Here is a 23559-nt window from a genome sequence, read left to right as displayed (position 1 = left end):
AACACAACAGTTTCTTTCGAAGCCCCCAAGCAGCAAGGTCGGCTCAAAGTGGTCAGAGTTTTGCCAAATTCAAGTCGGGCGGCGTCAAACTATTGGTGAATTCTCTCCCGACCCTTATTGCGAGCATGGTTCGGGGCGAGGACGGGGAACAGATTTGAGCATCACCACCGATCAATTGCGCGCACGCGCCGCGGATACGCTTTGGCTGCGTCTGGCGGCGGTCGCCCTGCCCCTCCTGATGATCGTGCCGGCGTTCTGGAACGGCTACCCGCTGTTGCAATGGGATACCGGCGGCTATCTGGCGCGCTGGTACGAGGGCTATCTCGTCCCCAGCCGCTCCACGGTGTTCGGCCTCTATCTGCACTTTGGCGAGAGTTTTGGCTTCTGGATCAACCTCGCGGTCCAGTCGCTGGCAACGCTGTGGCTGTTGCAGTTCACCCTGCGCGTGCTCTCGATGATGCAGACTGTCCGCTTCGTCGCGATCAGCCTTGGCCTGATCCTGTCGACCGCGCTGCCCTGGCTTGCGAGCATGCTGCTCACCGACATCTTTGCAGGACTCTCGGTGCTGTCGCTGTTTCTCCTGGTCGTCGGCGCAGGCCGAACCTCGGCGCTCGAGAAAATCTCGCTGTTCGTCTTCACCGCCTTTGCCGCCGCCACCCACAGCGCCACGCTCGGCGTGTTGCTCGGTCTTTGCGTCGCGGGCTGGATGGTACGGCCGTTTCTCAAGGAGCGCCTTCCGCTGGCCGGATTGGCGCAGGCCAGCCTCACCATCGTTGCGGGCGGGGTGATGCTGGTCTCGGCGAATTATGCGCTGTCCGGCAAGCTGGCCTGGACGCCCGGCGGCTACGGCGTCGCCTTCGGCCGCATGATGCAGGACGGCATCGTCGCGCGCTACCTCAACGACCATTGCCCCCGCGAGCGCTACAAGCTGTGTCCCTATCGCAACGAACTGCCGGCGACGGCAGATGAGTTCCTGTGGGGCAAGAGCATGTTCAACGCGCTCGGCCGCTTTGAAGGCATGAACGAGGAGATGGGTTACATCGTCGTGCAGTCGCTGAAGGATTATCCGGCCTGGCAGGCCGGCGCGGCGCTGCGGGCGATGGGACAGCAATTGCTGCATGTCGCGACCGGCGAAGGCACCAATGGCTGGATCCCGCACACCCGCGGCATCATCGAACGCTACGTCCCCGCGCAGGCCGCGCCGATGCGCGCGGCGCGGCAGCAGAATTGGCAGCTCGACTTCACCGCCATCAACTGGCTGCACGTGCCGGTGGCGCTGGCCTCGATGCTGGCGCTGGTCGCGCTGCTCGGCCATGCGCTCGCGAACCGCCGGCTGGACGATTTGACGCTGCTGGCGGCGACCGTGACGCTGGCGCTGCTCGGCAACGCCTTGATCTGCGCCGTCATCTCAGGCCCGCACGACCGCTACGGCGCGCGGATGGTGTGGGTCGCGACATTCGTGGTGCTGACGGCACTGGCGCGGCGGTTTGGCGAAACTGATCCGTCAAGACCGGATCATCGCCACTCCTAGATGGCCCGGGCTTATCTAGTCCGCTTGCGTAACCAAGGCGATGGACGGCATGCCCACCGCGCTCGACAGCCTGGATCACCTCGCTTTTATCTTCGGCTGCTCTTCGCCGTGCCCGAGAAACGTGTCCGCAAACCCCCGTCCAAGGAGAGCTAGCATGCCCTATGTCACGTCCGCAGACGGCACCCAGATTGCCTACTCCATCGACGGCAGCGGTCCGGCGGTCATCCTTACCACCGGCTCTCTCGATGACGGCAGCGAGAACGCGCGACTTGCAACAGAACTCAGCCGTTGGTTTCGCGTCGTAAATTATGCGCGGCGCGGTCGCGGCGAGAGTGGTGACGGGCGCGAATATTCAGTTGCCCGCGAGATCGAGGACATCGCCGCGCTCATCGACGCGGCGGGGGGGCGGCCGTGCCGCGCTCTACGGCGTGTCGACCGGCGGCGCCCTGGCCCTCGAGACGGCTGCCACATTGCGGTCCATCGATGCGGTCGCAGTCTATGAAGTGCCCTACGATCTCGCGCCGGAGACGCCGCAACAGCAGCGGGCCTATGTGGCCGAGCTCGACAGACGACTGTCGGCGGGGCGGCGCGGCGATGCCGTAGCACTGTTCATGGAGCTCGCCGGAAGTTCGGCTGAAGAGATCGCCGGCGCTCGCGCGCATCCGGTTCTGGGCGAGTCTCGAGCGAATAGCGCATACGTTGGCCTACGACGCTGCCGTGCTGGGGACGCGCCAAGCCCCGTTGGAACGTTTCGCGCGCCTTCACCAGCCGGTGCTGGTTGCCACGGGCGGCGGCATCCCCCCGTTCGAAGGTGCGGCCGACGCGCTCGCGGACGCGATCCCCCGGGCCCGGCGAAAGGTGCTCACCGGTCAGGGCCACGTGGTGGATCCGGCCGTGATGGCAGCAGAACTGAAGGCGTTTTTCGAGGAGGCTAGGCCGGCCACGTCGTCAGAGCCCCGTTAGATCGCTACTTGCACGCGAGCTTCGCCGCCCTGGTTTTCGAAGGTACGGCATCGATGTCCGCAGTTTGGCCTTTGCTGACGTCCCAGAACCGCCCTTAGCGACCTCCGGGATGCTGAAAGGTCATCACCCCGGCTGCCGCGGCGCCGGAATTCCCGCCTGCTCACAGGAACAAAATTTAATTGATTTAATTTATTTAATATTATTTAATACCGCTCGAGAGAAATGACCATGGCAGACCAGGACGAAGACCGACGGGAAATCTTGAAGACCTGCGGAAAGTTCGCCGCCGTGACGCCGCCGACCATCACCCTTTTGCTATCAACGTCCCTCACGTCCAACGCGATTGCACAGTCTGGCGCGGGGGGCGGTCCACCATGACCATCAGCACCATGGCAACAATGGCCGGCGCAACGGCGGCCGCGATGGCAGCCCCAACGGGAAGGGCGATAGAGGCCGCTGAGCCGACGCGCGGCCTGCGGAAGGAGACACAATGCAGCCCAGGCGCCGTGACGTAGATTGGCACTTCGCCTCCATGATCGTCTCGTCGATATGGCTAGCGATCTTGGCTGCCGCGCTTATAGCGGTGCTCATCCGAGCGCAATCCTGACCGCCCATGCCGCGCGAGAGCGAGGATCGCGGGTGCCGGAACTATAAATGCGTTATTTTCCCGATCACGCGGAAGGACCGAGAGTGTGGGGAAGAGGCATCAGCTCGCATCCCATGCAAACTGGTGCGTTTCCTATCGCGCGTCAGTTTGAAGGTCCGCAGGTATGCACCGCTACTTGGCCAGCGGCGTTGAACTTCAAGACCGCGCTGACCAGGCCTTCGGGCACGACGTAAGAGATCAGCGCTCCCTCTTCGGCCTGCTGTAAGTTGTCGAGCTTCGACGCAGGATATTGGATCATCCGATCGACCCAATACGCGCGATGACCTTCGGTCCCTGTAATGGTCTTCGTGCAGCCGCAGCCGCAGACGATGACCGCATCTTCAGCGTACATCCCCAAGATCGTGTCGACATCGCCGGCGCGGTAGGCGTCTAACCAATCGACCGCCGCGGCCATCGCGTCAAAGGACATACCAGCACCTCCATGCCAAAATTGAGATTTGGCCGGCGTACCGGCGGCGTACCAGCTAAGTCTCGCTTTCGTGAATTTTGGTGTTCTCGCCAGATTCGGACCATATGCCGAAAGTCATAGCCCAACCGTGGAACGGTTGAGCGGATATCCTGTTTTCCCGCCGCCCATCCCCTAGGGCAACGCAGTCGGCCCGAGCCTCATCACGCCCCGAAGCTGGCGCCTCCCGTGGGTCCCCCAGAGCGGCTTTTGGAGCGGGAGGCGTTGATGAAGGAGTCTTGCGCGATCCTTTTGGCCCAACGGCTGAACGACCTCTGTTCCCGACTGTCAGAGCTGGAAGATCTCCGCCTTCGAGTCGAAGAGGCGGAGCGACGCGCCGAGGCTGCGCATCGATTACAATCGCCTCCGAAGACTTAGCCGCCTCACGCGGGGCAACATTTTACGTGCAGGCGTCCCTGGTTCGCGCTGACCTGAAAGGAGCGGACAGCCCCTTGGGATGGAACATTTCAGAATAATCGGGCAACAACGTCATCCCCTCAGCCAACATTGCCTCAGCCGCGGCGTGAGAGAAAATCCAGCACGCCGGTCTTGTAGACCTTGTCGCCGACCGCGCGCATGTGGTCGCGGTTGGGAATGTCGAGCACTTCTGAGCCGGGGATGATCGCACCGAGCGCGCTGGCACTTCCTGCGACGTCGTCGGTCGAGCCGACCGCGATCAGCACCGGCAAGTCGATGCGCGCGGCCTCGTCGCGGGTCATGAGGTCGCGCGTGCCGCGCAGGCAGGCGGCGAGCGCACGGTGATCGGAGCGAGTCTGGTCGGCGAACGCACGGAAGGTGCGGCCGACGGGATCGGTGACGTCATCCAGCGAGGGCGCCTCCAGCGCCTTGGCGACGTTCTCGCCGGGACCGGTGCCTTCAATCAGCCCGCCGATGCCGATGCCGCCGAGGATCGCCGAGCGCAGGCGCTGCGGCTCGTTGAGGGACAGCCACGCCGCCATCCGTCCGCCCATCGAATAGCCCATGATGTCGGCCTGCGGGATGGCGAGATGATCCATCAGCGCGAGCACGTCACTGGCCATGGTCGGGATCGAATATTGCGCGGGCTCGTAGAGCTTTGCACTTTCGCCATGGCCGCGATTGTCGAGCGCAATCACGCGGCGGCCGTTCTTGCGCAGCTCCGAGACCCAGGTCGGATAGACCCAGTTCACGTTCTTGCTCGAGGCAAAGCCGTGCACCAGGATGATCGGATCGCCCTCGCCTTCATCGAGATAGGCAATTTCAACGGCGCCGTTGTGAAAGCTCGGCATCTGCAGTTCCGCGGGTCTGGAGGGGAATGGTTGATCTTAGAGCATGATCCGGAAAACTGTGCAGCGGTTTTCCGGCAACATCATGCTCAAACAATAGCCTGAAGCGCCGCGCGCCTCAGGCCGTGACGGCCGCGTTGGCCAGAGCAGCTTCGGCTGCGATCTGGGCACGGCGCAGCCGCCGCGCCCGTTTGCGATCGCACCAGGCCTGGGTGAGACGCTCGGTGGTCGCCTTGATGGAGGAGAGAAGGCCGAACAGCGTCAGTGCCGCACTGAACAGCCAGAGCGCCAGATTGAACGCGCCGCCGATCAGCAGCAGCGCGCCCCGGCCGAGCAGCTTCATGATCGCGCGCGTCTTGCTGCCTTGCGCTTCGGCAAGCCGCGCCGCGCGTGCGATATCCTTCGGGCCTTCGGCGATGCGCAGCGTATCCATCGCCCCGCGCGTGCCGGTCTTCTTGGCGACGCGCGAGACGTCCTTGCCGAGCCGGACCAGCGCACCGGCCTTCTCGGCACGGAACGCGGCCTTGATCGCGCTGACGGTCTCGCGCGGCCGCAGCACCGAACCTGATACCACCGCATTCCGCAGCGCCGGCGTGTCGACGACCTCGCGCGCGGAACGGCCGGCCCAGACCGCGAGTCCCTCGCCGAGCCGCCCGACTTTGCGCGCGTCCTTCACCAGCGTCAGTCCGGCGCGCACCGGCGCCGCGCCACCGACGGACACATAGGTCGCCGCCGTTACCGCAAGGCCAGCCGCCGCAAGCCCGAGCACGAGCCGGTCGGTGTCCTCGCCCATGGCCAGATGCTTGCCCTCGCGCACCACGTCCCTGATGTCGCCGATCACGAAGAGATCGCCCGCCACCGTCCCCGAGAGGCTCGCGATGTCGTCTGCATTGCCGGTGACGAGGCCGGTGGCGAAACGCTTGGCGAAATGCGAGGTGGAGCTTTCGGCTTTGACCGCGTCATTGACGCGGCTCAGGAGGTCGTCGGGCAGCGCGATGTTGCGGTCACGCGCGAGCGCGACAAAACTGTCGGCGAGATCGGCATCGCCGGCGGCGAGCGCGGCCTCGATGTTGTCCTGGACCAGGCGATCGTTCTGCCGCAGCACTTGATCGAGCTTGAGCTCGGAGAGCACGGCCGGATCATCCTGGGCGGCGAGGATCGCGCCGGCCTCACGGGCGTGCGGCGCTACCTGCGCGAGCAAGAAGCCGCACGCCGCGATGCCGGTCAAAGCTGTGGTGATTCGCAGCCACTTCATGTGGAAAAGCCCGGAAGTCCCTGGGATCCCTTGCGCCTGATGATTCGTCTTTCGGCACAAATTTGCTCGTCCACAGACATAGTATGCCAAAATTGCGACACAACGTCCCCGACGAAAGAAGGGCTTCTCTCAGGCCTTAAGATTGTGTCGAATTTGCATGAGCAAATGAGCATGGGGCAATTGTGGACCTTTCGGTTCCGCTGGACTAGCAATCATCCACACCCGCCAGTATGGTCCGCGGCGCCTTAAAGATGCCGCGTCAGTTCTTGATTGTGTCTGCCGCCATTGCCACTCCAGGATGAGTTACGATGTCCGACCATGTCGTCCCGCACTTCCATAACGATGCCGGTGTCCCCGTCATCGAGATCGGCTCGCAAGAGTTCATGTGCGTGGGCGCCAACCCTCCGTTCGACCATCCGCACGTCTTCCTCGACCTCGGCAACGACAACGAGATCATCTGCCCCTACTGCTCGACGCTGTACCGTTTCGCGGGCGACCTGAAGGCGGGCGAAGCCCGCCCGCCGGAATGCGTCCTGAAGGACAAGGTGGCCTGACCGCTTCCATCGGTCCGGGGTGGCGCTCTCCCGCACGATTGTCATCGCCGGTGCCGGCATCGGTGGACTGACGGCCGCGCTGGCGCTCGCGGCCCGCGGCTTCCGTATCGTCGTGCTGGAAAAGGCCGAGCGGCTCGAGGAAGTCGGCGCCGGCCTGCAACTCTCCCCCAATGCCAGCCGCGTGCTGGTCGAGCTCGGCCTCGCTGAGCGCCTCAAGCTGCGCGCCGTCACTCCGGAAGCGGTCTCGATCATGAGCGCGCGGGCCGGCGGCGAGCTGCTGCGGATGCCGCTCGGTGAAGCAGCGTCGCTGCGGGCCGGCGCCCCCTATTGGGTGGTGCACCGCGCCGACCTGCAATCGGCGCTCGCCGGCGCTGTTGCCGATCATCCCGACATCGACCTGAAGCTGGGCGCGACCTTCGAAGACGTCGCGCCTCACGCCAAGGGGCTGACGGTGGTCCACCGCAGCGGCACGATCCGCCGCAGCGATCTCGCCAGCGCGCTGATCGGCGCCGACGGCATCTGGTCGACGGTCCGTCAGCATCTGTTTCCCGAGGTGCAGCCACGCTTCTCCGGGCTGATCGCCTGGCGCGGCACGCTGGACGCCACGCAGCTGCCGAAGGACTACACCGCGCGCCGGGTGCAGCTGTGGATGGGGCCGAATGCCCATCTCGTCGCCTATCCGATCGCGGGCGGACGCCAGCTAAACGTGGTCGCTGTGCTTCCGGGCACCTGGAACAGGCCGGGCTGGAGCACGCCCGGCGATCCCCTCGAGGTGATGGAGGCCTTCGCCGCGCCACGCTGGCCGGCCTCCGCTCGCATGATGCTGGCCACGGTCGATAGCTGGCGGAAATGGGCGCTGTTCGGCGTGCCCGATGGCTGCCCCTGGAGCAAGGGCCCGGTGGCACTGCTCGGCGATGCCGTGCATGCGATGCTGCCTTTTGCAGCCCAGGGCGCCGGGATGGCGATCGAGGATGCCGCGGTGCTCGCCCGGCATCTGAGCTTTGAAGCCGCCGAGAGCACAGCGGGCATCAGTGCTGCGCTGACGCAATACGGCCGTGCCCGTCAGGCGCGGGTGCGGCGAGTGCAGCGAACCGCGCGGCAGCAGGGCCGCATCTATCATCTCGGCGGGCCGCTTGCGGCCGCACGCGATCTTGCGATCCGCGTGCTCGGCCCGGACCGCATGCTGGCGCGGCACGACTGGATCTACGGCTGGCGGCCCTGATGCGAAGCGCCGCCGGCGCGGCGCCTCAGCGTGACGCTTTCCCGGATTTCGAAGCGGGCTTGGCAGCCGCCGCGGGGGACAATTGCGTGGCAGGCGGGGTCGCCTCCGGCGGTGTTTCCCGGCACTTGTTGCGGCGCCAGGCGTCCTCGGCCATTTGCGCCGACCCGCGCACGGCGACATAGTCGTTGCGATAGGCGAGTTCGGACACCACCGCGCCACCGGCCCCGGTCTCGGCCTTTTCCATCAGCCCCCGCAAATCGTCAGTGCGTTTGGCGAGCGTCTTGCGTTCGGCCTCCAGCTGCTTGCAGTCGTACAATTCGTATTTGGCGGGATCGGCAAAGGCCGGCGCGACCGTCTCGCTCATACCGGCGCAGCCGGACAGCGCGGCGCCGGCCGCAAGCAGCGCCAAGAGCGCGCCGAAGCCGCGCGGCGAAGTGGAAAACGAAGCAGCCATGCCGAATGAATAGTCCCCGTGGATTGAGAATGCCTAAAGCAACAACAGATGTCCGGATTGAGGCTTTGCCTTGTGCGCCCGGCTCGCTTAAGGAAGAACCGTCCCTCCGGGCTCGCAACGCGCCAATTCCAGACGGCTAGGATGGACTTAAGTGTTTGATCTCGTTGGATCAAGCGGGCATGGCGGAATTGGTAGACGCAAGGGACTTAAAATCCCTCGGTGCGCAAGCGCTGTGCCGGTTCGACCCCGGCTGCCCGCACCACGAGACTTGATGCTCCCGCCTGCCCCATTGGTGGAGGCGGCTGCCCTGCGCTTCAACTGAGCGATCATCGAACACGCCGCCGGTGACGTCTCGATCTGCCCAACAGCTTTGTTGCTTCAGCATCTGAAGATCGTCCTCTCCCGAGTCCGAGCAGCCGCTTCACCGAAAGCATGCGGCGGATCGCCACCGCATCGAGCTCGTTGGAACACGTACAGCAGAGTGCTTGGAGAGCTGGGCGATTATTGCGGCGTGGACCACGACCGCGAAAGCATCGAGCGTGCCGCCAAGGCGATGTCAGGCTCTACCACCGCCACGGCTATAGCTGGACCGTGTCCGGCACCCGGCCCGCATGACGGACGTCGAGCAGCAGGACCCAGAAGAACATCAGCGCGCTGAAGAGCTGGATGGAATTGTCCTCGGAGGAACTCCCCGTCACGAAGATCAATGAGGGCATCAGGAGACCGACGATGAGCGCGGCGGCGAGTGCCCTGACCGGAAGATCGACCAGCAGGATCGCGGCATAGAGCGCGAGCTCGAAGAAGGCATATTCCTTGAGGCGCGGCGAGCTGAGATAGAGCGCAAACATGGCCAGCACCGTGATGCGCATTGCTGCACGGGGGTGATCCATCAGCCAGCGATCCAGTCGCGCAAGAAGCGAATCTCCTTCGTGCGCCGGCCGGCTCCCGATCAAGCGCAGGACGGACAGGACGAACGGCACGAGCACCAGTGCGGTCGCAGCGAACGCATAGGCTGCGAAGATCGCCGGCTTGCTGTCGATCAGGCCCACATGCCCCATCAGATCCCGCGCCAGCAGCAGCAGGGACGGATTGCTCTCGAAGAGCTCGACGAGGTGCTGGTCCGGAATCTTTCCGGCCACCGCAAGCTGCCAGCTCGCGAACAGATCGGGGTATGCCAGCCACGATATCAGGATCGGCAAGGCGAAGCTGAACACAGCCATCGCGATCAGCGTCAGCTTGCGGCTGCGCGGCAGCGGCAGGAAATACAGCGCGGCCAGCACGGGAAAGAACACCAGCTTGAACGACACCACGAGGCCGAGCAGCGCGGCGCCGGCGAGGCGCGACGGAAAGCTGCGGTCCTCTGCCGCTCCGGATGCGGGCGGAGAAAGCAGGAGCCTCAGCGCGATCGCGGTCAGCACGCCGCTCAGGATCGCGAAATTGCCCGACGCCTGCACCCATTCGAAACCGACGAATGCGCCGAGCGCGCAGAGCACCCTGAGCCCGACGTCGCGAGCGCTCGGGCGCCTTCGGCCAAAACCTGGCAAGATGAGGCCGCAGAGCACGGCCAGCACGGGAAAGATGGTTTTGTAGTGAGCGACCAGAATGCCGTCCGCGCAAAAAGGACGAAAGGCGTCCAGCGTCACCGGCAGATAGGGGTACGAGAGCTTGGTGCCCTTCAGGTTCTTGACGAAATAGGGATCGAGTCCGCCGACATAGGCATCCACCGCCGCGCAATTGACGCGGGTGTCCCAGCCATATTTCACATCGAGGCCGAGGTCGCTGGCGAGATTGCCGAACACCAGAAGCGCGGTCAGTGCGATCAGGCAGGCAAGCCAGAGGTTACGCCTCGAAGCCATGTCGGCCGAAGGCTCCAACCATCGTGCCGTACCGGTGACATCAGACACAATCGGATACCTTGTTTGGCCTGGTTTCTCTCGGCGCCAGCGCAGCGCCTCATCCATCGGCCGCCACAGTGGACAGGAGGCGTTTCCGTTTCATCCCGCCGGGCCCCACCTGCCTCGCCCGACGCCGATCTTTAGGGAGGGATGGTGAATCACAGGTTTCCGGGCCATAGCAGGACCCACGTTCGGCTCGCGCGGGGGTTCCCCTCACCAATTCTTGTCCGCCCCTCCTCCGCCTGCCAGCCATCCCGAAACATGGGTTGTGCAACGCAGCATGGGCGATGGATAAAGTCGCTCAATTTCAGAGGTGAGCTTCTTGTCTGACGTCAATGCCGACGATTGGGTGTCCGCAGGACACCGCCCGATGGGATTTCCAGAATTCGTCATCGTGATCGCGTCCATCATGGCGCTGAATCCGCTTGCGATGGACATGATGCTGCCCGCGCTGCCCAATATCGGGACAGCCTTCAACATTCCCGTCGCCAACCATCTGCAGCTGGTGCTGTCGACCTTCCTGATCGGTTTCGGCGCCGGCCAGTTCGTGATGGGTCCCTTGTCGGACCGCTTCGGCCGCCGGCCAGTGCTGCTCGGCGGCATGGCGGTCTATGCGGTGGCGAGCGTGCTGGCGGTCGCGGCGCCCTCGTTCGAGACGCTGCTGCTGGCGCGCGCGCTCCAGGGGCTCGGCACCTCGGCAACACGCGTGATCGCGACCTCGATCGTGCGCGACTGCTATGTCGGCCGCCGCATGGCGAGCGTGATGTCGCTTGCCATGATGGTGTTCATCGCGGTGCCCGTGATCGCTCCCTCGTTCGGACAGGCGGTGCTGCTGGTGACGGCGTGGCGCGGCATCTTCGTCGTGCTGATGCTCTACGGCCTGCTGGCGCTCGCCTGGTGCGTGCTGCGGCTGCCGGAAACCCTTCCTGAATCCGGGCGCCGGTCCCTGGCGCCCGCCGACGTGCTCTCGGCGTTTCGGCAGACCGTGACCAATCGCCAGACCATCGGCTATGCCACGGCCGCCGGCAGCGTCATCGGCGCGCTCTTTGCCTTTGTCTTCTGCGCCCAGCAGGTCTTCACCGGCATCTATCACCTCGGCCATTACTTCCCACTCGCCTTCGCCGCGATTGCAGCCGGCAGCCGTCGCCGGCTTCCTCAATGCGAGGCTGGTCGGGCGGCTCGGCATGCGCGTGATCTCGCATGGCGCGCTGACGCTCTACACAATCGTCGCTGCCGTGATGCTGCTGACGGAAATACTCGGCGTCCTGCCGCTCACCCTGTTCATGGTGCTCTCGGCTCTGATGATGTTCTCGTTCGGCATGATGGTTGCCAACTTCACCGCGCTCGCGATGGAGCCGCAGGGCCACATCGCCGGCACAGCCTCCTCGCTCTACGGGTCGATCACGACGCTGATCGGAATCGTGGTCGGCATGGCGATCGGACAGAGTTTCGACCGCACGCTGCTGCCGTTCTCGATCGGCTTCTTCCTGTCGACGCTCGCTGCGCTCGCGATCGTGCTGGTGGTGGAAAAGGGCCGGCTGTTCAAGCCGCATCATCGTCCCATCACTTAAGGAACTTCCCGATCCGCTCGATGTTGTCCTGCAGCAATTCGAGAGGTCACATTCAATGGAACCGGAACACCGGGAAGATCGCCGCGACGTCGAACGGCGGAAGACGGAACATTCGGAGCCGAGCGCAGAGCACGCCACGTTGACGACGCCTTTGGCGAGCGAGGGTCTTGAGCAGGTCCGCGACAGTCATTGTTGAGCGCAGAGCCTATTCCGAACCGCGCCTGCTGGCGCTGAAATCATCCGCAGCGCTCTTGGGTATCATCCGCATTCCCCGGGGCCGCACGATCAGAGCGACCACCTCCCGCGAGAGACCGGGCCGCCCCCACAGGGTGGCCCGCACGGTGAACTCGCGCCTGACGAAGTGTCCGGTCTGCGAGGACGCCCACGCCATCCACCGGGTGCAAGTATCCTGGTCGCGGAAACACAGCGCGGCCCAGCCGCGGTCGAGCGACGTCTTGCGCGGCAAGCCCAATGTCTGGTCGTACTCGAAGGGCGCCGCATGACGGGGATGGTCCGGGCTGTAGAAAGCGGTGGCGAAGGCCAGCGAACCATCACCACTCACCGCGCTCAGCGGCACACCGGTCTGCTCGCGCCACTCGCGCGTCAATTCACTGGCCGCCTGGGCGTAAAGATTCCGGCCCTCCTCATACCCGTGATCGTTGCGATAGACGGCATGGATCGGCGCGGCGATCAGGATGGCCGCGAGCGCGACGCCGGCCACGATCACGGTGAGGTTGACCGTGTAGAAGCGCTCGATCGGGTAGCTCGTCCCGCCGACCACGAGAACGGTGAACAGGAACAGTCCCTGCAATGCCCATAGCGACGGCAGATCGGTGCCCATCGCGAGCGACGTCAGCACCGGCAGCACGATCGTACCCATCGTGACGTAGAACAAAAGCCGCAGGCCCGGGCTCATTGCGGCGAAGTCCGCCGGAAACTGCTTCAAGCGCGTTCCTGCAACGAGCACCCAGAACACGGCCGACATGCTCATCGCCGCCGCCAGCCCCAGCAGAAAGTTTCTCGCCTCGCCGAGTGAGGTCGCAGCGTTGCCGCCTGTGTGCGCCAGCGCGTAGGTAAAGGTCGATGCGCCCGTTGTCGCGAGCCAATAGACGTGAGGTGACAGCGCCGCGAGCCCGACGACGACCGAGATCCAGGGCGAAGCGGAGGTGAAATAAGCGCGCCGCGCCGGGTGCGCCAGCGCGGCAAACGCGAAGCTCGTGACGAGAAAGACCGAATAATATTTGCCGACCATCGCCAGCGCCGTCGTGCATCCCATTGCGACCGCCCACAGCGGGGCGCGCGTCTCGAATGCGCGCAGGAAGCACCAGGTCGCCAGCGGCCAGACCGCCAGCAGCACCGAATTGGCATTGAAGCGCTGGGCATGGAATTGATAGACCGGCGTCAGCATCAGCAGCAAAAGCACCAGGATGCGCTTGTGCCCGGTCACGAATTGCCGCGCGACCCGGTCGACGAAGATCAGCGCAAGCCCGGCATTGGCCATCGCCATCAATTGCAACGACCAATCGCTGAGCGGGAAGACAGAGGTCCAGCTGGCGGCGATCCAGCCGGTCAAGGGAGGATGCTTGTGATAGCCCCAGGCGAAATGCTGCCCCAGCATCCAGGCCTCGAGCGTATCAGGGTGCAGGCCGCCGCCGGCATAGGCGATCGCCAGATAGGACGTCCAGATCGCGACGAAACAGCCGATGAGGAGCGGAACGGCCCAGCCCGCCTCGACGCCATCGAGCCAGTGCAGGAAAGGCCGCCGCCAACGCGCCGGCGCGCGATCGGACCGTTCGGCCATCGCCTGGAATGCAAAATCGATCGGCACGGGAATCAGGTTGAGGAGGAAAAATGATGCGTAAGACGACGCATCTATTTCAGGATTGAAACAAATAGCAATGACCGGAAACTGGAAAGGTTAAAAGCCCAACGCCCTTTCCGCCGGCGCAACCCAACAAAAGACAACGGCGCCGCTGATGACAGCGGCGCCGCGTGGTGAAGACGCCGAAGGCTACGTGAATTCGCCTCCCCTTACTCCGACTTGTCGACGTTCCAGAACAGCGGCGTCGCCGGGCCGTCGAGCACGCCGGTCAGCGATTTACGCCAGCCGCTCGGCAGCAGGTATTGCCCCAGCGGGATGTAGATCACCTGCTCATAGGCTTCCTTCTGGATGTCGGCGGCGATCTTCTTCTGCTCGTCGATCGACGGCGCGCGGACGAACGCGTCCTTGAGCTGCTCGATCTTGGCGCTTTCCGCCCAGCCGAACCAGCCGCCCTTCTTGCCCTGGCCGCCGATCGAGAGATTGGCGATCGGGTTGGAGACGTCGGCCGCGACCCAGTTGGTGAAGAACATGTTCCAGCCACCCTCCTTCGGCGGCTTCTGACTGGCACGGCGGCTCACCACCGTCTGCCAATCGGTCGCTTGCAGATCGACCTTGAAGCCGGCTTCGCGCAGCAGCTGGGCCGCGACGATGGGCTGGGCCTTGAGCGTGGTGACGTCGCCGGGCGCCATGATGACGACCGGGGTGCCGTCATAGCCTGACTCGGCGAGCGCCTTCTTGGCCTCCGCCATGCCATTGCCCTTCACCAGGGTCTCGGCGCCGACCTCGGTCGCGAACGGCGTATCGCAAACGAAGAACGCGCCGCAGATCTTCTGGTACTTGGCATTGCCGACCAGCGCGTCGAGAACGTCCTTCTGGTTCATCGCCAGAAGAGCGGCACGTCGTACCTTCACGTTGTCGAACGGCGGATAGAGGAAGTTCATCCGGCCGAGCGTCTGAAAGCCGAACTTGTTCGAGACCTCGATCGTGATCTCCTTGTTCGCCTCCAGCACCGGCAGCATGTCGTAGGGCAGGTTTTCCATGAAGTCGATGTCGCCCGACTGCAGCGCGTTCACCGCGGTCTGCGAGTCCGGCATGGTGATCCATTCGACGCGGTCGACCTTCGCCACCTTGCCGCCGGAGGTCCAGCTCGCCGGCTCCTTGCGCGGCACGTAATCGGTGTTCTTGACGTAGACCGCCTTGACGCCGGGCTGGAATTCCGACGCCACGAACTTGAAGGGGCCCGAGCCGATCTGCTCGGGGATCTGCTTGTCCGGCGGCGTCTCGGCGAGGCGCTTCGGCATCATGAAGGCGACGCGCGAGGACGGCTTGCCGATGGAATCGAGCACGAGGCCGTAGGGCTCCTTCAGCTTCAGCGTGATGGTCTTGGCGTCGGTCGCCTCGATGCTCGCGGTGAAGTCCAGGAGCTTCTGGCCCATGCCGTCGACCGCGGCCCAGCGCTTCAGCGAGGCGACGCAATCTTCCGCCGTCACCGGCGCACCGTCATGCCATTTGAGGCCGTCGCGCAGCGTGAAGGTGTAGGTGAGCTTGTCGTCGGAGATCTTCCAGTCCGCCATCTGCGGCTGAATCTTGAAGCTCGAATCGGGAGCCACCAGCGTGTCGTAGACCATGTAGCCATGGTCACGCGTGATGTAGGCCGTGGTGAAGATCGGATCGATGATGCGCAGATCCGAATGCATCACCGCCGTAATGGTCTTGCCGGCTGCAAGCACTGGCGAGGCAAGCGCCGTCGAAAGCGCAACGACAGACAGCGCAAGTTTGGAGGCAAACGCGCGAGGCCCCCGGCGCATGAAGTGGAACATAAAAAGTTTCTCCTGACGTGAAACTGTTCAAAGGCAGGTTATTGGTTAAGCATGCGGCTCGTTCCTTGGGCGAACTAACCTCATGCAATGCCTTTATCTTTCGAGACTTGCAGACAGTGCCGAGCGCGTCAATCCGGTTTCGCTGCAAGCCCTGGCGGCGCGGGCACGGGCTCCACAAGGATCGGTTTGGCTCTACAACACTCTCCACTCGTCCTGCCCCGCACCAATGCAATGCGCATTCCATCTTTCGAAGCTTGAGAGACATTGAGATGAATCCAGCCAGTCTTCCTTTCGATTCCGAGGCGATGCTCCAGGGTCTGCGCGGCTGGGTCGAATGCGAAAGCCCGACCTGGGACGCTGATGCGGTGAATCGCATGCTCGATATCGCAGCGCGGGATATGGCGATCATGGGTGCGACGATCGAGCGCATCGCCGGCCGCCAGGGCTTCGGCGGCGTGATCCGCGCGCGCTTTCCGCATCCGAAACAGGGCGAGCCGGGCATCCTGATCGCCGGCCATATGGATACCGTCCACCCGGTCGGTACCATCGAGAAGCTGAAATGGCGGCGCGAGGGCAATCGGTGCTACGGCCCCGGCATCTATGACATGAAGGGCGGCAACTACCTCTCGCTGGAAGCGATCCGGCAACTGGCGCGTGCATCGTTCACCACGCCGCTGCCGATCACCGTGCTGTTCACGCCGGACGAGGAAGTGGGCACGCCCTCGACGCGCGACATCATCGAGGCGGAAGCCGCCCGCAACAAATACGTGCTGGTGCCCGAGCCCGGTCGCGCCGACAACGGCGTCACCACCGGACGTTACGCCATCGCGCGCTTCAATCTCGAGGCGACGGGCCGGCCGAGCCACGCCGGCGCGACGCTGTCGGCGGGACGCTCGGCGATCCGCGAGATGGCGCGGCAGATTCTCGCCATCGACGCGATGACGACGGAGGACTGCACCTTCTCGGTCGGCGTCGTGCATGGCGGGCAATGGGTCAATTGCGTTGCCACGACCGCCACCGGCGAAGCGCTCTCCATGGCCAAGCGGCAGGCCGATCTCGATCACGGCGTCGAGCGGATGCTGGCGCTGTCGGGCACGGCCAACGATGTTTCCTTCAAGGTGACGCGCGGGGTGACGCGTCCGGTGTGGGAGCCGGATGCCGGCACGATGGCGTTGTATGAGAAGGCGCGCGGCATCGCCAAGTCGCTTGGCGCCGAACTGCCGCATGCGAGCTCCGGCGGCGGCTCCGATGGCAACTTCACCGGTGCGATGGGAATCCCGACGCTCGACGGCCTGGGCGTGCGCGGAGCCAATGGCCACACGTTAGAGGAGTATATCGAAGTCGAGAGTCTCGTTGAGCGCGGCCGGCTGATGGCCGGGCTGCTTGCGACGCTGGAGTGACCGGATTGGATGGGCGCGCGTGGCGCGCCGCGATATTTCGTCTGGCGGGCACGCTCCGCTGGCCCCCTTGAAGAGGGGTCGCCAAAACAGCTGACCGCACTGCAAAAACTGTGGCCCTGATGGCACGGGAATTGCTGAAATGTTAGGCTGGTGGCAGAACAGACTACGACCGCTGCCGCCGATTTACTCTAATCTGACGGATCCAACTTGCTCGGATATCTCCTTCGCCGAATCTTCGCCGCGGTGCCCGTGATGGGCGTCGTCGCGCTGTTCGTCTTCCTCCTGCTCCGCCTCACCCCCGGCGATCCCGCCGCGATCCTCGCCGGCGACAATGCAACGCCGGAACGGCTCGAGCGCATCCGCACCTCGCTCGGCCTCAACGAGCCCTTGATCGTGCAGTTCGTCACCTGGGTGAACAAGCTGCTGCACGGCGATCTCGGGACCTCGCTGATCTCCAATCTGCCTGTGATGAAGATGATCGGCCAGCGCGTCGAGCCGTCGATCTCGATCGCGCTGTGTACCATCATCCTCGCCGTGATCGTGGCAGTTCCCCTCGGCGTGATCGCCGCGTGGAAGCACGGCACCTGGATCGACCGTTTCGTGATGGGGCTTTCCGTGCTCGGCTTCTCGGTGCCGGTATTCGTGGTCGGCTATATTCTGATCCAGATCTTCGCGATCGAACTGCGGTGGGTGCCGGTGCAGGGCTTCCGCAGCATCTTTAACGGCTTCGGACCGTTTTTCGAGCGCATGATCCTGCCGACCTGCGCGCTCTCCTTCATCTACATCGCGCTGATCGCGCGCATGACCCGCGCGGCGATGCTGGACGTGCTCGGCGAGGACTATGTGCGCACCGCGCGCGCCAAGGGCATCAACGAGGTCGCCGTGATGATGCGCCACGCGCTGCGCAACGCCGCCGTGCCCGTGATCACCGTGATCGGCACCGGCTTTGCGCTGCTGATCTCCGGCGTCGTCGTCACCGAGAGCGTGTTCAACATTCCCGGCATCGGCCGCCTCACCGTGGATGCGGTGCTGGCGCGCGACTATCCGGTGATCCAGGCGATGATCCTGCTGACGTCGCTGATCTATGTCGTCGTCAATCTTCTCATCGACGTCGCCTACACCCTGCTCGATCCCCGGATCCGGTACTGAGGCAAGGACAAGAATAGAATGTCGGTCGATACCCTTCCCCAGTCGTCCATTCCGATCACGTCGCCGCTGCGGCCGCGCTTCGGCTTCCTCACCTCGACGCCGATCATCGCCACGGCGACGGTCCTGCTCGCGCTGATCATCCTGGTCTCGATCCTGGCGCCGCTGATCGCGCCGCATGATCCGATCCAGCTCGCGCCGTCGCAACGGCTCAAGCCGTCGTCCGCGCAATTCCTGCTCGGCACCGATGCCTATGGTCGTGACCTGTTGTCGCGCGTCGTCTATGGCGGCCGCATCTCGCTGCTGATCGGCATCGGCTCGGCGATCCTGTCGATCGTCATCGGCCTTGCGATCGGCCTCGTCTCCGGCTTCTTCAAGCTGGTCGATGCCGTGCTGATGCGGGTCATGGACGGCCTGATGGCGATGCCGAGCATCCTGCTCGCGATCGCCGTGGTGTCGCTGTCCGGCGCCAGCCTCTGGACCGTGCTGATCGCGATCACCATCCCCGAGATCCCGCGCGTGGCACGGCTGGTCCGCTCGGTCGTGCTGTCGGCGCGCGAAGAGCCTTATGTCGAGGCGGCGATCTCGGTCGGCTCGTCCTTGCCGAAGATCATGTGGCGGCATCTGATGCCGAACACGGTGGCGCCGCTGATCGTCCAGGGCACCTATATCTGCGCGAGCGCCATCCTCACCGAGGCCATCCTCTCCTTCCTCGGCGCCGGCATCTCGCCGGAGACGCCGACCTGGGGCAACATCATGGCCGAGGGCCGCCAGTACTTCCAGATCAAGCCGTCGCTGATCTTCTGGCCGGGCCTGCTGCTCTCGATCGCCATCCTCAGCATCAATCTGATCGGCGACGCCGCCCGCGACGCACTCGATCCGCGCATGAAGCAGCGGGAAGGCAAGTGATGACCGATCAAGTGATGACCAACACCGTTCTCGACATCAACAACCTCGTCGTCTCCGTCGGCAAGAAGCCGGGCGGGCCAAAGATCATCGACGGCATCTCGATCCAGGTCCGCGAGCGCGAGACGCTGTGCCTCGTAGGCGAAAGCGGCTCGGGCAAGTCGGTGACCTCGCTCACCACGATGGGCCTGCTGCCGAAGGGCACGCTGGTTCCCACCGCCGGCAGCATCAAGCTGGTCGGCGAAGAGCTGCTCACCGCGACCGACCGCCGCCTGCGCCAGCTCCGCGCCACGCAGATGGCGATGATCTTCCAGGAGCCGATGACCGCGCTCAATCCGGTGGTGCCGGTCGGCCGCCAGATCGACGAGGTGCTGCGCGCGCACACCAATCTCGATGCCAAGGCGCGAAAGAAGCGCATCCTCGACATGATGGAGCAGGTCCACCTGCCCCAGGTCGAGCGCATCTTCGCTTCCTACCCGCATCGCCTCTCCGGCGGCCAACGCCAGCGCATCATGATCGCGATGGCGCTGGTGCTGGAGCCAAAGCTCTTGATCGCGGACGAGCCGACCACCGCGCTCGACGTCACCACGCAGAAGCAGATTTTGTCCCTGATCCGCGAGCTCCAGCGCGATCACGGCACGGCCGTGCTGTTCATCACCCACGACATGGGCGTGGTCGCCGAGATCGCCGACCGCGTCGCCGTGATGCGGCAGGGCCGGCTGGTCGAGACCGGCCCGCTCGAGGCCGTGCTGCGCAATCCGACCATGGAATACACCCGCAATCTGCTCTCCTCGGTGCCGAGCCTGGTGCCGCGGCCGCCGCGCGAGGAGAGCCGCGAGCCGGTCGTGCTCGAGGCCAACGACCTCAGCAAGGTCTACAAGGAGCGTGCCTTCTTCGGCAAAGGCCGCGAGGTCGTCGCCGCCGACAAGGTGACGCTGACGCTGCGCAAGGGCCGCACGCTCGGCATCGTCGGCGAAAGCGGCTCGGGCAAGTCGACGGTTGCGCGCTGTATCGTCCGCCTGATCGATCCGACCTCCGGCGGCGTGCGCCTCGCCGGCCGAGAGATCGCCGGCATCTCGCGCCGCCTGCTGCAGCCGCACCGGCAGAAGATCCAGATCGTGTTCCAGGATCCCTACCGCTCGCTCAACCCGCGCGTCACGGTCGGCGAGAGTATTGCGGAGGGCCCGATCAATTACGGCGTCGCCCATCCCGATGCGATGAAGCGCGCCCGCGAGCTGCTTGAGCTGGTCGGCCTGCCCGCCGATGCAGTATCGCGCTATCCGCATCAGTTCTCCGGCGGCCAGCGCCAGCGTATCGCCATTGCCCGCGCGCTCGGGCTCGATCCGGACGTGCTGGTCGCGGACGAAGCCGTCTCCGCGCTCGACGTCTCGGTGCAGGCGCAGGTGCTGGAACTCTTCGACGAGATCCAGAAGCGCCTCGGCATCGCGATCCTGTTCATCACCCACGATTTGCGCGTCGCAGCTCAGATCTGCGACGAGGTCGTGGTGATGCAGCACGGCCGTGTCGTCGAACAAGGCCCGGCCGCCGAGGTGCTGACGCATCCGAAGGAGGCCTACACCAGGGCGCTGCTGGATGCCGCTCCCGGCCGCGACTGGGACTTTGCGAACTTCCGGCCGGTCGCAGAGGGCGTGGGGGCGACGGCGTAGCTACACTGTCGTCCCTGCGAAAGCAGGGACCCATACCGCGTGATCGGTCGATTGCCGGTGGTGCTCGTCCCGAACGACCGGCCTCCGTCAAACTCCTCCCTGGGGTTATGGGTCCCTGCTTTCGCAGGGACGACAGCGAGAGTCTGGCTGGCAGAGCGGCTCACAACACGCACCGCCTCCGCAGCATTCCCAAAACAGCTTGACCCTATGCGCGGCGCGAGTGCTTCCCACCTTGCTCTCGCCGCAGGGCCAAGGCTAACGTCGCGCCCTCTTGATTGATTGGACTGAACTGAATGACACGCATCGCCGTCGGCGGCTTCCTGCACGAGACCAACACCTTCGCTCCCACCAAGGCGACCTTCGCCGACTTCCAGCATGGCGGCGGCTGGCCGGCGATGACTGAAGGCGCGGACGTGCTGAAGGTGATGCGGCGCATCAATGTCGGCCTTGCCGGCTTCGTCGACAGCGCCGAAGCGAACGGCTGGGAACTTGTTCCGACCATCGCCTGCGGTGCGAGCCCGTCGGCGCATGTCACCAAGGATGCCTTCGAGCGCATCGTGAAGGTGATGGTCGACGGCATCGCAGCCGCCGGCCCGATCGATGCGGTCTATCTCGATTTGCACGGCGCCATGGTGACCGAGCATCTCGACGACGGCGAAGGCGAGATTCTGGCGCGCGTGCGCCGCGTCATCGGCAAGGACGTTCCGCTGGTCACCAGCCTCGACCTCCATGCCAACGTCACGCCCGAGATGATGGAACATGCCGACGCGTTGATCGCCTACCGCACCTATCCGCATGTCGACATGGCCGAGACCGGCCGCGCCTCCGCGCGGCATCTGGCGCTGCTGCTGAACTCGAAGCAGCGCTTTGCCAAATCGTTCCGGCAATTGCCGTTCCTGATCCCGATCAGCTGGCAATGCACCAACGACCAGCCGACCAAAGGCATCTACGAACAGCTCGCCGGGCTGGAGAGCGATGCGGTTCCGACGCTCTCCTTCGCGCCCGGCTTCCCCGCCGCCGACTTCCGCGATTGCGGGCCGAGCGTGTTCGCCTATGGCAGGACGCAAGCCGATGCCGACCGTGCCGCCGATGCGGTCGTCAAGCTGATCGAAAGCCACGAGGACGATTTCGACGGCAAGATCTGGTCGCCCGATGATGGCGTGCGCCACGCGATGGAGCTTTCGAAGAGCGCGCGCAAGCCGATCATCATCGCCGACACCCAGGACAATCCCGGCGCCGGCGGCGATTCCGATACGACTGGCATGCTGCGCGCGCTGGTGCGCAACAGAGCGAGCGCCGCGACCGGCGCGATCTACGATCCGGTCTCGGCCAAGGCCGCGCATGACGCCGGCGTCGGTGCCACCGTGACGCTGTCGCTCGGCGGCAAGTCCGGCATCCCCGGCGACGAGCCCTATCGTGAGACCTTCGTGGTCGAAAAGCTCTCCGACGGCCGCTTCATCGCGCCCGGCCCTTACTATGGCGGCCGCGAGATGGAGATGGGCCCCTCCGCTTGCCTGCGCATCGGCGACGTCCGCGTCGTCGTCTCCTCGCACAAGGCGCAGCTCGCCGACCAGGCGATGTACCGCTATGTCGGCATCGAGCCGACCGAACAGAAGATTCTGGTCAACAAGAGCTCGGTGCACTTCCGCGCCGATTTCGAGCCGATCGCGGAAAAGCTGATGATCTGCGCCGCACCGGGCGCGATGCCGGCCGACACCGCCACCCTGCCCTGGACGCGCCTGCGGCCGGGCATTCGCATCAAGCCGAACGGCCCCGTTTTCTCGCCTCCCTCACGCTAACTGGACAAAGCCCATGCCCACGATCGATCGCATCGACGGTTACGCCGACGAGCTCACCGCCATCCGCCGCGACCTGCACGCCCATCCCGAGATCGGCTTCGAGGAGGTGCGCACCTCCGGCATCGTCGCCGACAAGCTGAAGGGCTGGGGCATCGAGGTGCATCGCGGTCTCGGCGGCACCGGCGTGATCGGCGTGATCAAGGGCAAAGGTTCGGGCAACAAGCGCATTGGCCTTCGCGCCGACATGGACGCGCTGCCGATGGAAGAGAACACCAATCTGAAGTGGAGCTCGAAAATCCCCGGCCGCTTCCACGGCTGCGGCCATGACGGCCACACCACCATGCTGCTCGGGACCGCGCGCTACCTCGCCGAGACCAAGAACTTCGACGGCACCGTGCATTTGATCTTCCAGCCGGCCGAGGAAGGCCTCGGCGGCGCCCGCGCGATGATCAAGGACGGCCTGTTCGAAAAATTCCCCTGCGACGAGCTGTACGGCCTGCACAACGCACCCGACCTCAACCATGGCGAGATCGCGATCCTGCCCGGCCCGGCGATGGCCAGCGCCGACTTCTTCGACCTGCGCATCACCGGCTATGGCGCGCATGGCGCGATGCCCGAGCGCTCCAAGGACGCGGTGATCATCGCGACCACGCTGGCGCAGGCGATCCAGACCATCGTCAGCCGCAACGTCGAGCCGCTGCAGGCTGCGGTGGTGTCGATCACCCAGATCCACGCGGGCTCCGCCTACAACGTCATTCCCGGCGACGCGCATCTTTGCGGCACCATCCGCACCTTCTCGAAGGAAGTTCGCACCCTGGTCAGCGAACGCATCCGCACCATCTGCGCCGGCATCGCAAGTGCCTACCAGTGCATCATCGACGTCGACATCCGCGACACCTTCGGCGTGCTGGTCAACCAGGTCGAGCAGTCCAAGGTGGTCGAGGAGGTCGCGCGCACCATCGTCGACCCCGCCAACGTGATCACCCGCGCCCAGCCCAAGATGGGCAGCGAGGATTTCGCCGACATGCTGGAGACCATTCCCGGCGCCTATTTCTGGGTCGGCCATGATGGCAACGTGCCCGTGCACAATCCCGGCTTCGTGCTCGACGACAAGATCCTGCCGATCGGCGCCAGCATGTTCGCCCGGATCATCGAGACCCGTATGCCGGTAGGTTAG

18 protein-coding genes, 1 tRNA gene and 2 pseudogenes are annotated in these 23559 nt (G+C 64.8%); 14 read left to right on the top strand and 7 right to left on the bottom strand.

The annotated features are described in order from the left end of the window. Positions 1–154: 154 nt before the first annotated feature. From A3AS_RS0134820 to A3AS_RS49510, 4 genes and pseudogenes are all read left to right on the top strand, one after another. Complete coding sequence (locus A3AS_RS0134820; RefSeq protein ID WP_018322098.1) at positions 155–1531, top strand: hypothetical protein; 1377 nt, start codon at positions 155–157, stop codon at positions 1529–1531. Positions 1532–1685: 154 nt separating this feature from the next. Then, positions 1686–2033, top strand: coding sequence for an alpha/beta fold hydrolase (locus A3AS_RS48660; RefSeq protein WP_198293753.1), 348 nt, complete (start codon positions 1686–1688; stop codon positions 2031–2033). Positions 2034–2230: 197 nt separating this feature from the next. After that, positions 2231–2494 carry an alpha/beta fold hydrolase gene (locus tag A3AS_RS48655; RefSeq protein ID WP_018322097.1) on the top strand — a complete coding sequence of 88 codons (264 nt, stop codon included), beginning with the start codon at positions 2231–2233 and terminating at the stop codon, positions 2492–2494. 222 nt (positions 2495–2716) lie between these two features. Further along, positions 2717–2954, top strand: a pseudogene (locus tag A3AS_RS49510) (hypothetical protein). A 289-nt stretch (positions 2955–3243) separates the two neighbouring features. Here A3AS_RS49510 and A3AS_RS0134795 read toward each other — a convergent pair. From A3AS_RS0134795 to A3AS_RS0134785, 3 genes are all read right to left on the bottom strand, one after another. After that, entirely contained in the window at positions 3244–3570 is a 327-nt protein-coding gene (locus A3AS_RS0134795; protein ID WP_018322094.1) for a nuclear transport factor 2 family protein, read from the bottom strand. Positions 3571–4118: 548 nt separating this feature from the next. Further along, positions 4119–4874: an alpha/beta fold hydrolase gene (locus tag A3AS_RS0134790; RefSeq protein WP_018322093.1), complete on the bottom strand. Its 756-nt coding sequence runs from the start codon at positions 4872–4874 to the stop codon at positions 4119–4121. A 115-nt stretch (positions 4875–4989) separates the two neighbouring features. After that, complete coding sequence (locus A3AS_RS0134785; protein ID WP_018322092.1) at positions 4990–6126, bottom strand: hypothetical protein; 1137 nt, start codon at positions 6124–6126, stop codon at positions 4990–4992. A 308-nt stretch (positions 6127–6434) separates the two neighbouring features. On the opposite strand from A3AS_RS0134785, the gene A3AS_RS0134780 reads away from it, so the two are divergent. After that, entirely contained in the window at positions 6435–6680 is a 246-nt protein-coding gene (locus tag A3AS_RS0134780) for a zinc-finger domain-containing protein (RefSeq protein WP_018322091.1), read from the top strand. A 19-nt stretch (positions 6681–6699) separates the two neighbouring features. Further along, entirely contained in the window at positions 6700–7902 is a 1203-nt protein-coding gene (locus A3AS_RS0134775) for an FAD-dependent monooxygenase (protein WP_018322090.1), read from the top strand. A gap of 25 nt (positions 7903–7927) precedes the next feature. Here A3AS_RS0134775 and A3AS_RS0134770 read toward each other — a convergent pair whose 3' ends face one another. Continuing rightward, positions 7928–8356, bottom strand: coding sequence for a hypothetical protein (locus A3AS_RS0134770; protein WP_018322089.1), 429 nt, complete (start codon positions 8354–8356; stop codon positions 7928–7930). A gap of 173 nt (positions 8357–8529) precedes the next feature. Here A3AS_RS0134770 and A3AS_RS0134765 point away from each other — a divergent pair. Continuing rightward, positions 8530–8618 (top strand) — tRNA-Leu (locus A3AS_RS0134765). Positions 8619–8934: 316 nt separating this feature from the next. Here the strand turns inward: A3AS_RS0134765 and A3AS_RS0134760 are convergent. Beyond that, positions 8935–10212: a hypothetical protein gene (locus tag A3AS_RS0134760; RefSeq protein WP_049815080.1), complete on the bottom strand. Its 1278-nt coding sequence runs from the start codon at positions 10210–10212 to the stop codon at positions 8935–8937. Between the two features lie 361 nt (positions 10213–10573). Here A3AS_RS0134760 and A3AS_RS0134755 point away from each other — a divergent pair. Next, a pseudogene (locus tag A3AS_RS0134755) lies at positions 10574–11822 on the top strand (multidrug effflux MFS transporter). 205 nt (positions 11823–12027) lie between these two features. Here A3AS_RS0134755 and A3AS_RS0134750 read toward each other — a convergent pair. Together A3AS_RS0134750 and A3AS_RS0134745 are read right to left on the bottom strand one after the other, a co-directional pair. Beyond that, a complete protein-coding gene (locus tag A3AS_RS0134750) occupies positions 12028–13623 on the bottom strand; it encodes a glycosyltransferase family 39 protein (RefSeq protein ID WP_084674975.1) in 1596 nt (531 codons plus the stop codon). Between the two features lie 230 nt (positions 13624–13853). Next, positions 13854–15464, bottom strand: coding sequence for an ABC transporter substrate-binding protein (locus A3AS_RS0134745; RefSeq protein ID WP_018322086.1), 1611 nt, complete (start codon positions 15462–15464; stop codon positions 13854–13856). A 269-nt stretch (positions 15465–15733) separates the two neighbouring features. Here A3AS_RS0134745 and A3AS_RS0134740 point away from each other — a divergent pair, with 269 nt between their 5' ends. The 6 genes from A3AS_RS0134740 to A3AS_RS0134715 all read left to right on the top strand — a co-directional run bounded on the left by A3AS_RS0134740 (position 15734) and on the right by A3AS_RS0134715 (position 23559). Next, complete coding sequence (locus A3AS_RS0134740; RefSeq protein ID WP_018322085.1) at positions 15734–16864, top strand: M20/M25/M40 family metallo-hydrolase; 1131 nt, start codon at positions 15734–15736, stop codon at positions 16862–16864. 207 nt (positions 16865–17071) lie between these two features. After that, on the top strand, positions 17072–18013 hold the full coding sequence (locus A3AS_RS0134735; protein WP_018322084.1) for an ABC transporter permease: 942 nt from the start codon (positions 17072–17074) through the stop codon (positions 18011–18013). Positions 18014–18031: 18 nt separating this feature from the next. Continuing rightward, complete coding sequence (locus A3AS_RS0134730; RefSeq protein ID WP_018322083.1) at positions 18032–18919, top strand: ABC transporter permease; 888 nt, start codon at positions 18032–18034, stop codon at positions 18917–18919. Positions 18920–18933: 14 nt separating this feature from the next. After that, positions 18934–20583 (top strand): ABC transporter ATP-binding protein, encoded by a 1650-nt coding sequence (locus A3AS_RS0134725; RefSeq protein WP_026202675.1) that lies wholly within the window; start codon positions 18934–18936, stop codon positions 20581–20583. A gap of 293 nt (positions 20584–20876) precedes the next feature. After that, complete coding sequence (locus A3AS_RS0134720; RefSeq protein WP_018322081.1) at positions 20877–22382, top strand: M81 family metallopeptidase; 1506 nt, start codon at positions 20877–20879, stop codon at positions 22380–22382. 13 nt (positions 22383–22395) lie between these two features. Further along, a complete protein-coding gene (locus A3AS_RS0134715; RefSeq protein ID WP_018322080.1) occupies positions 22396–23559 on the top strand; it encodes a M20 aminoacylase family protein in 1164 nt (387 codons plus the stop codon).

The organism is Bradyrhizobium sp. WSM2793 (assembly GCF_000379585.1).
In the GTDB taxonomy this organism is placed as follows: Bacteria; Pseudomonadota; Alphaproteobacteria; order Rhizobiales; family Xanthobacteraceae; genus Bradyrhizobium.
This window is presented reverse-complemented; position numbering and strand designations above follow the sequence as displayed.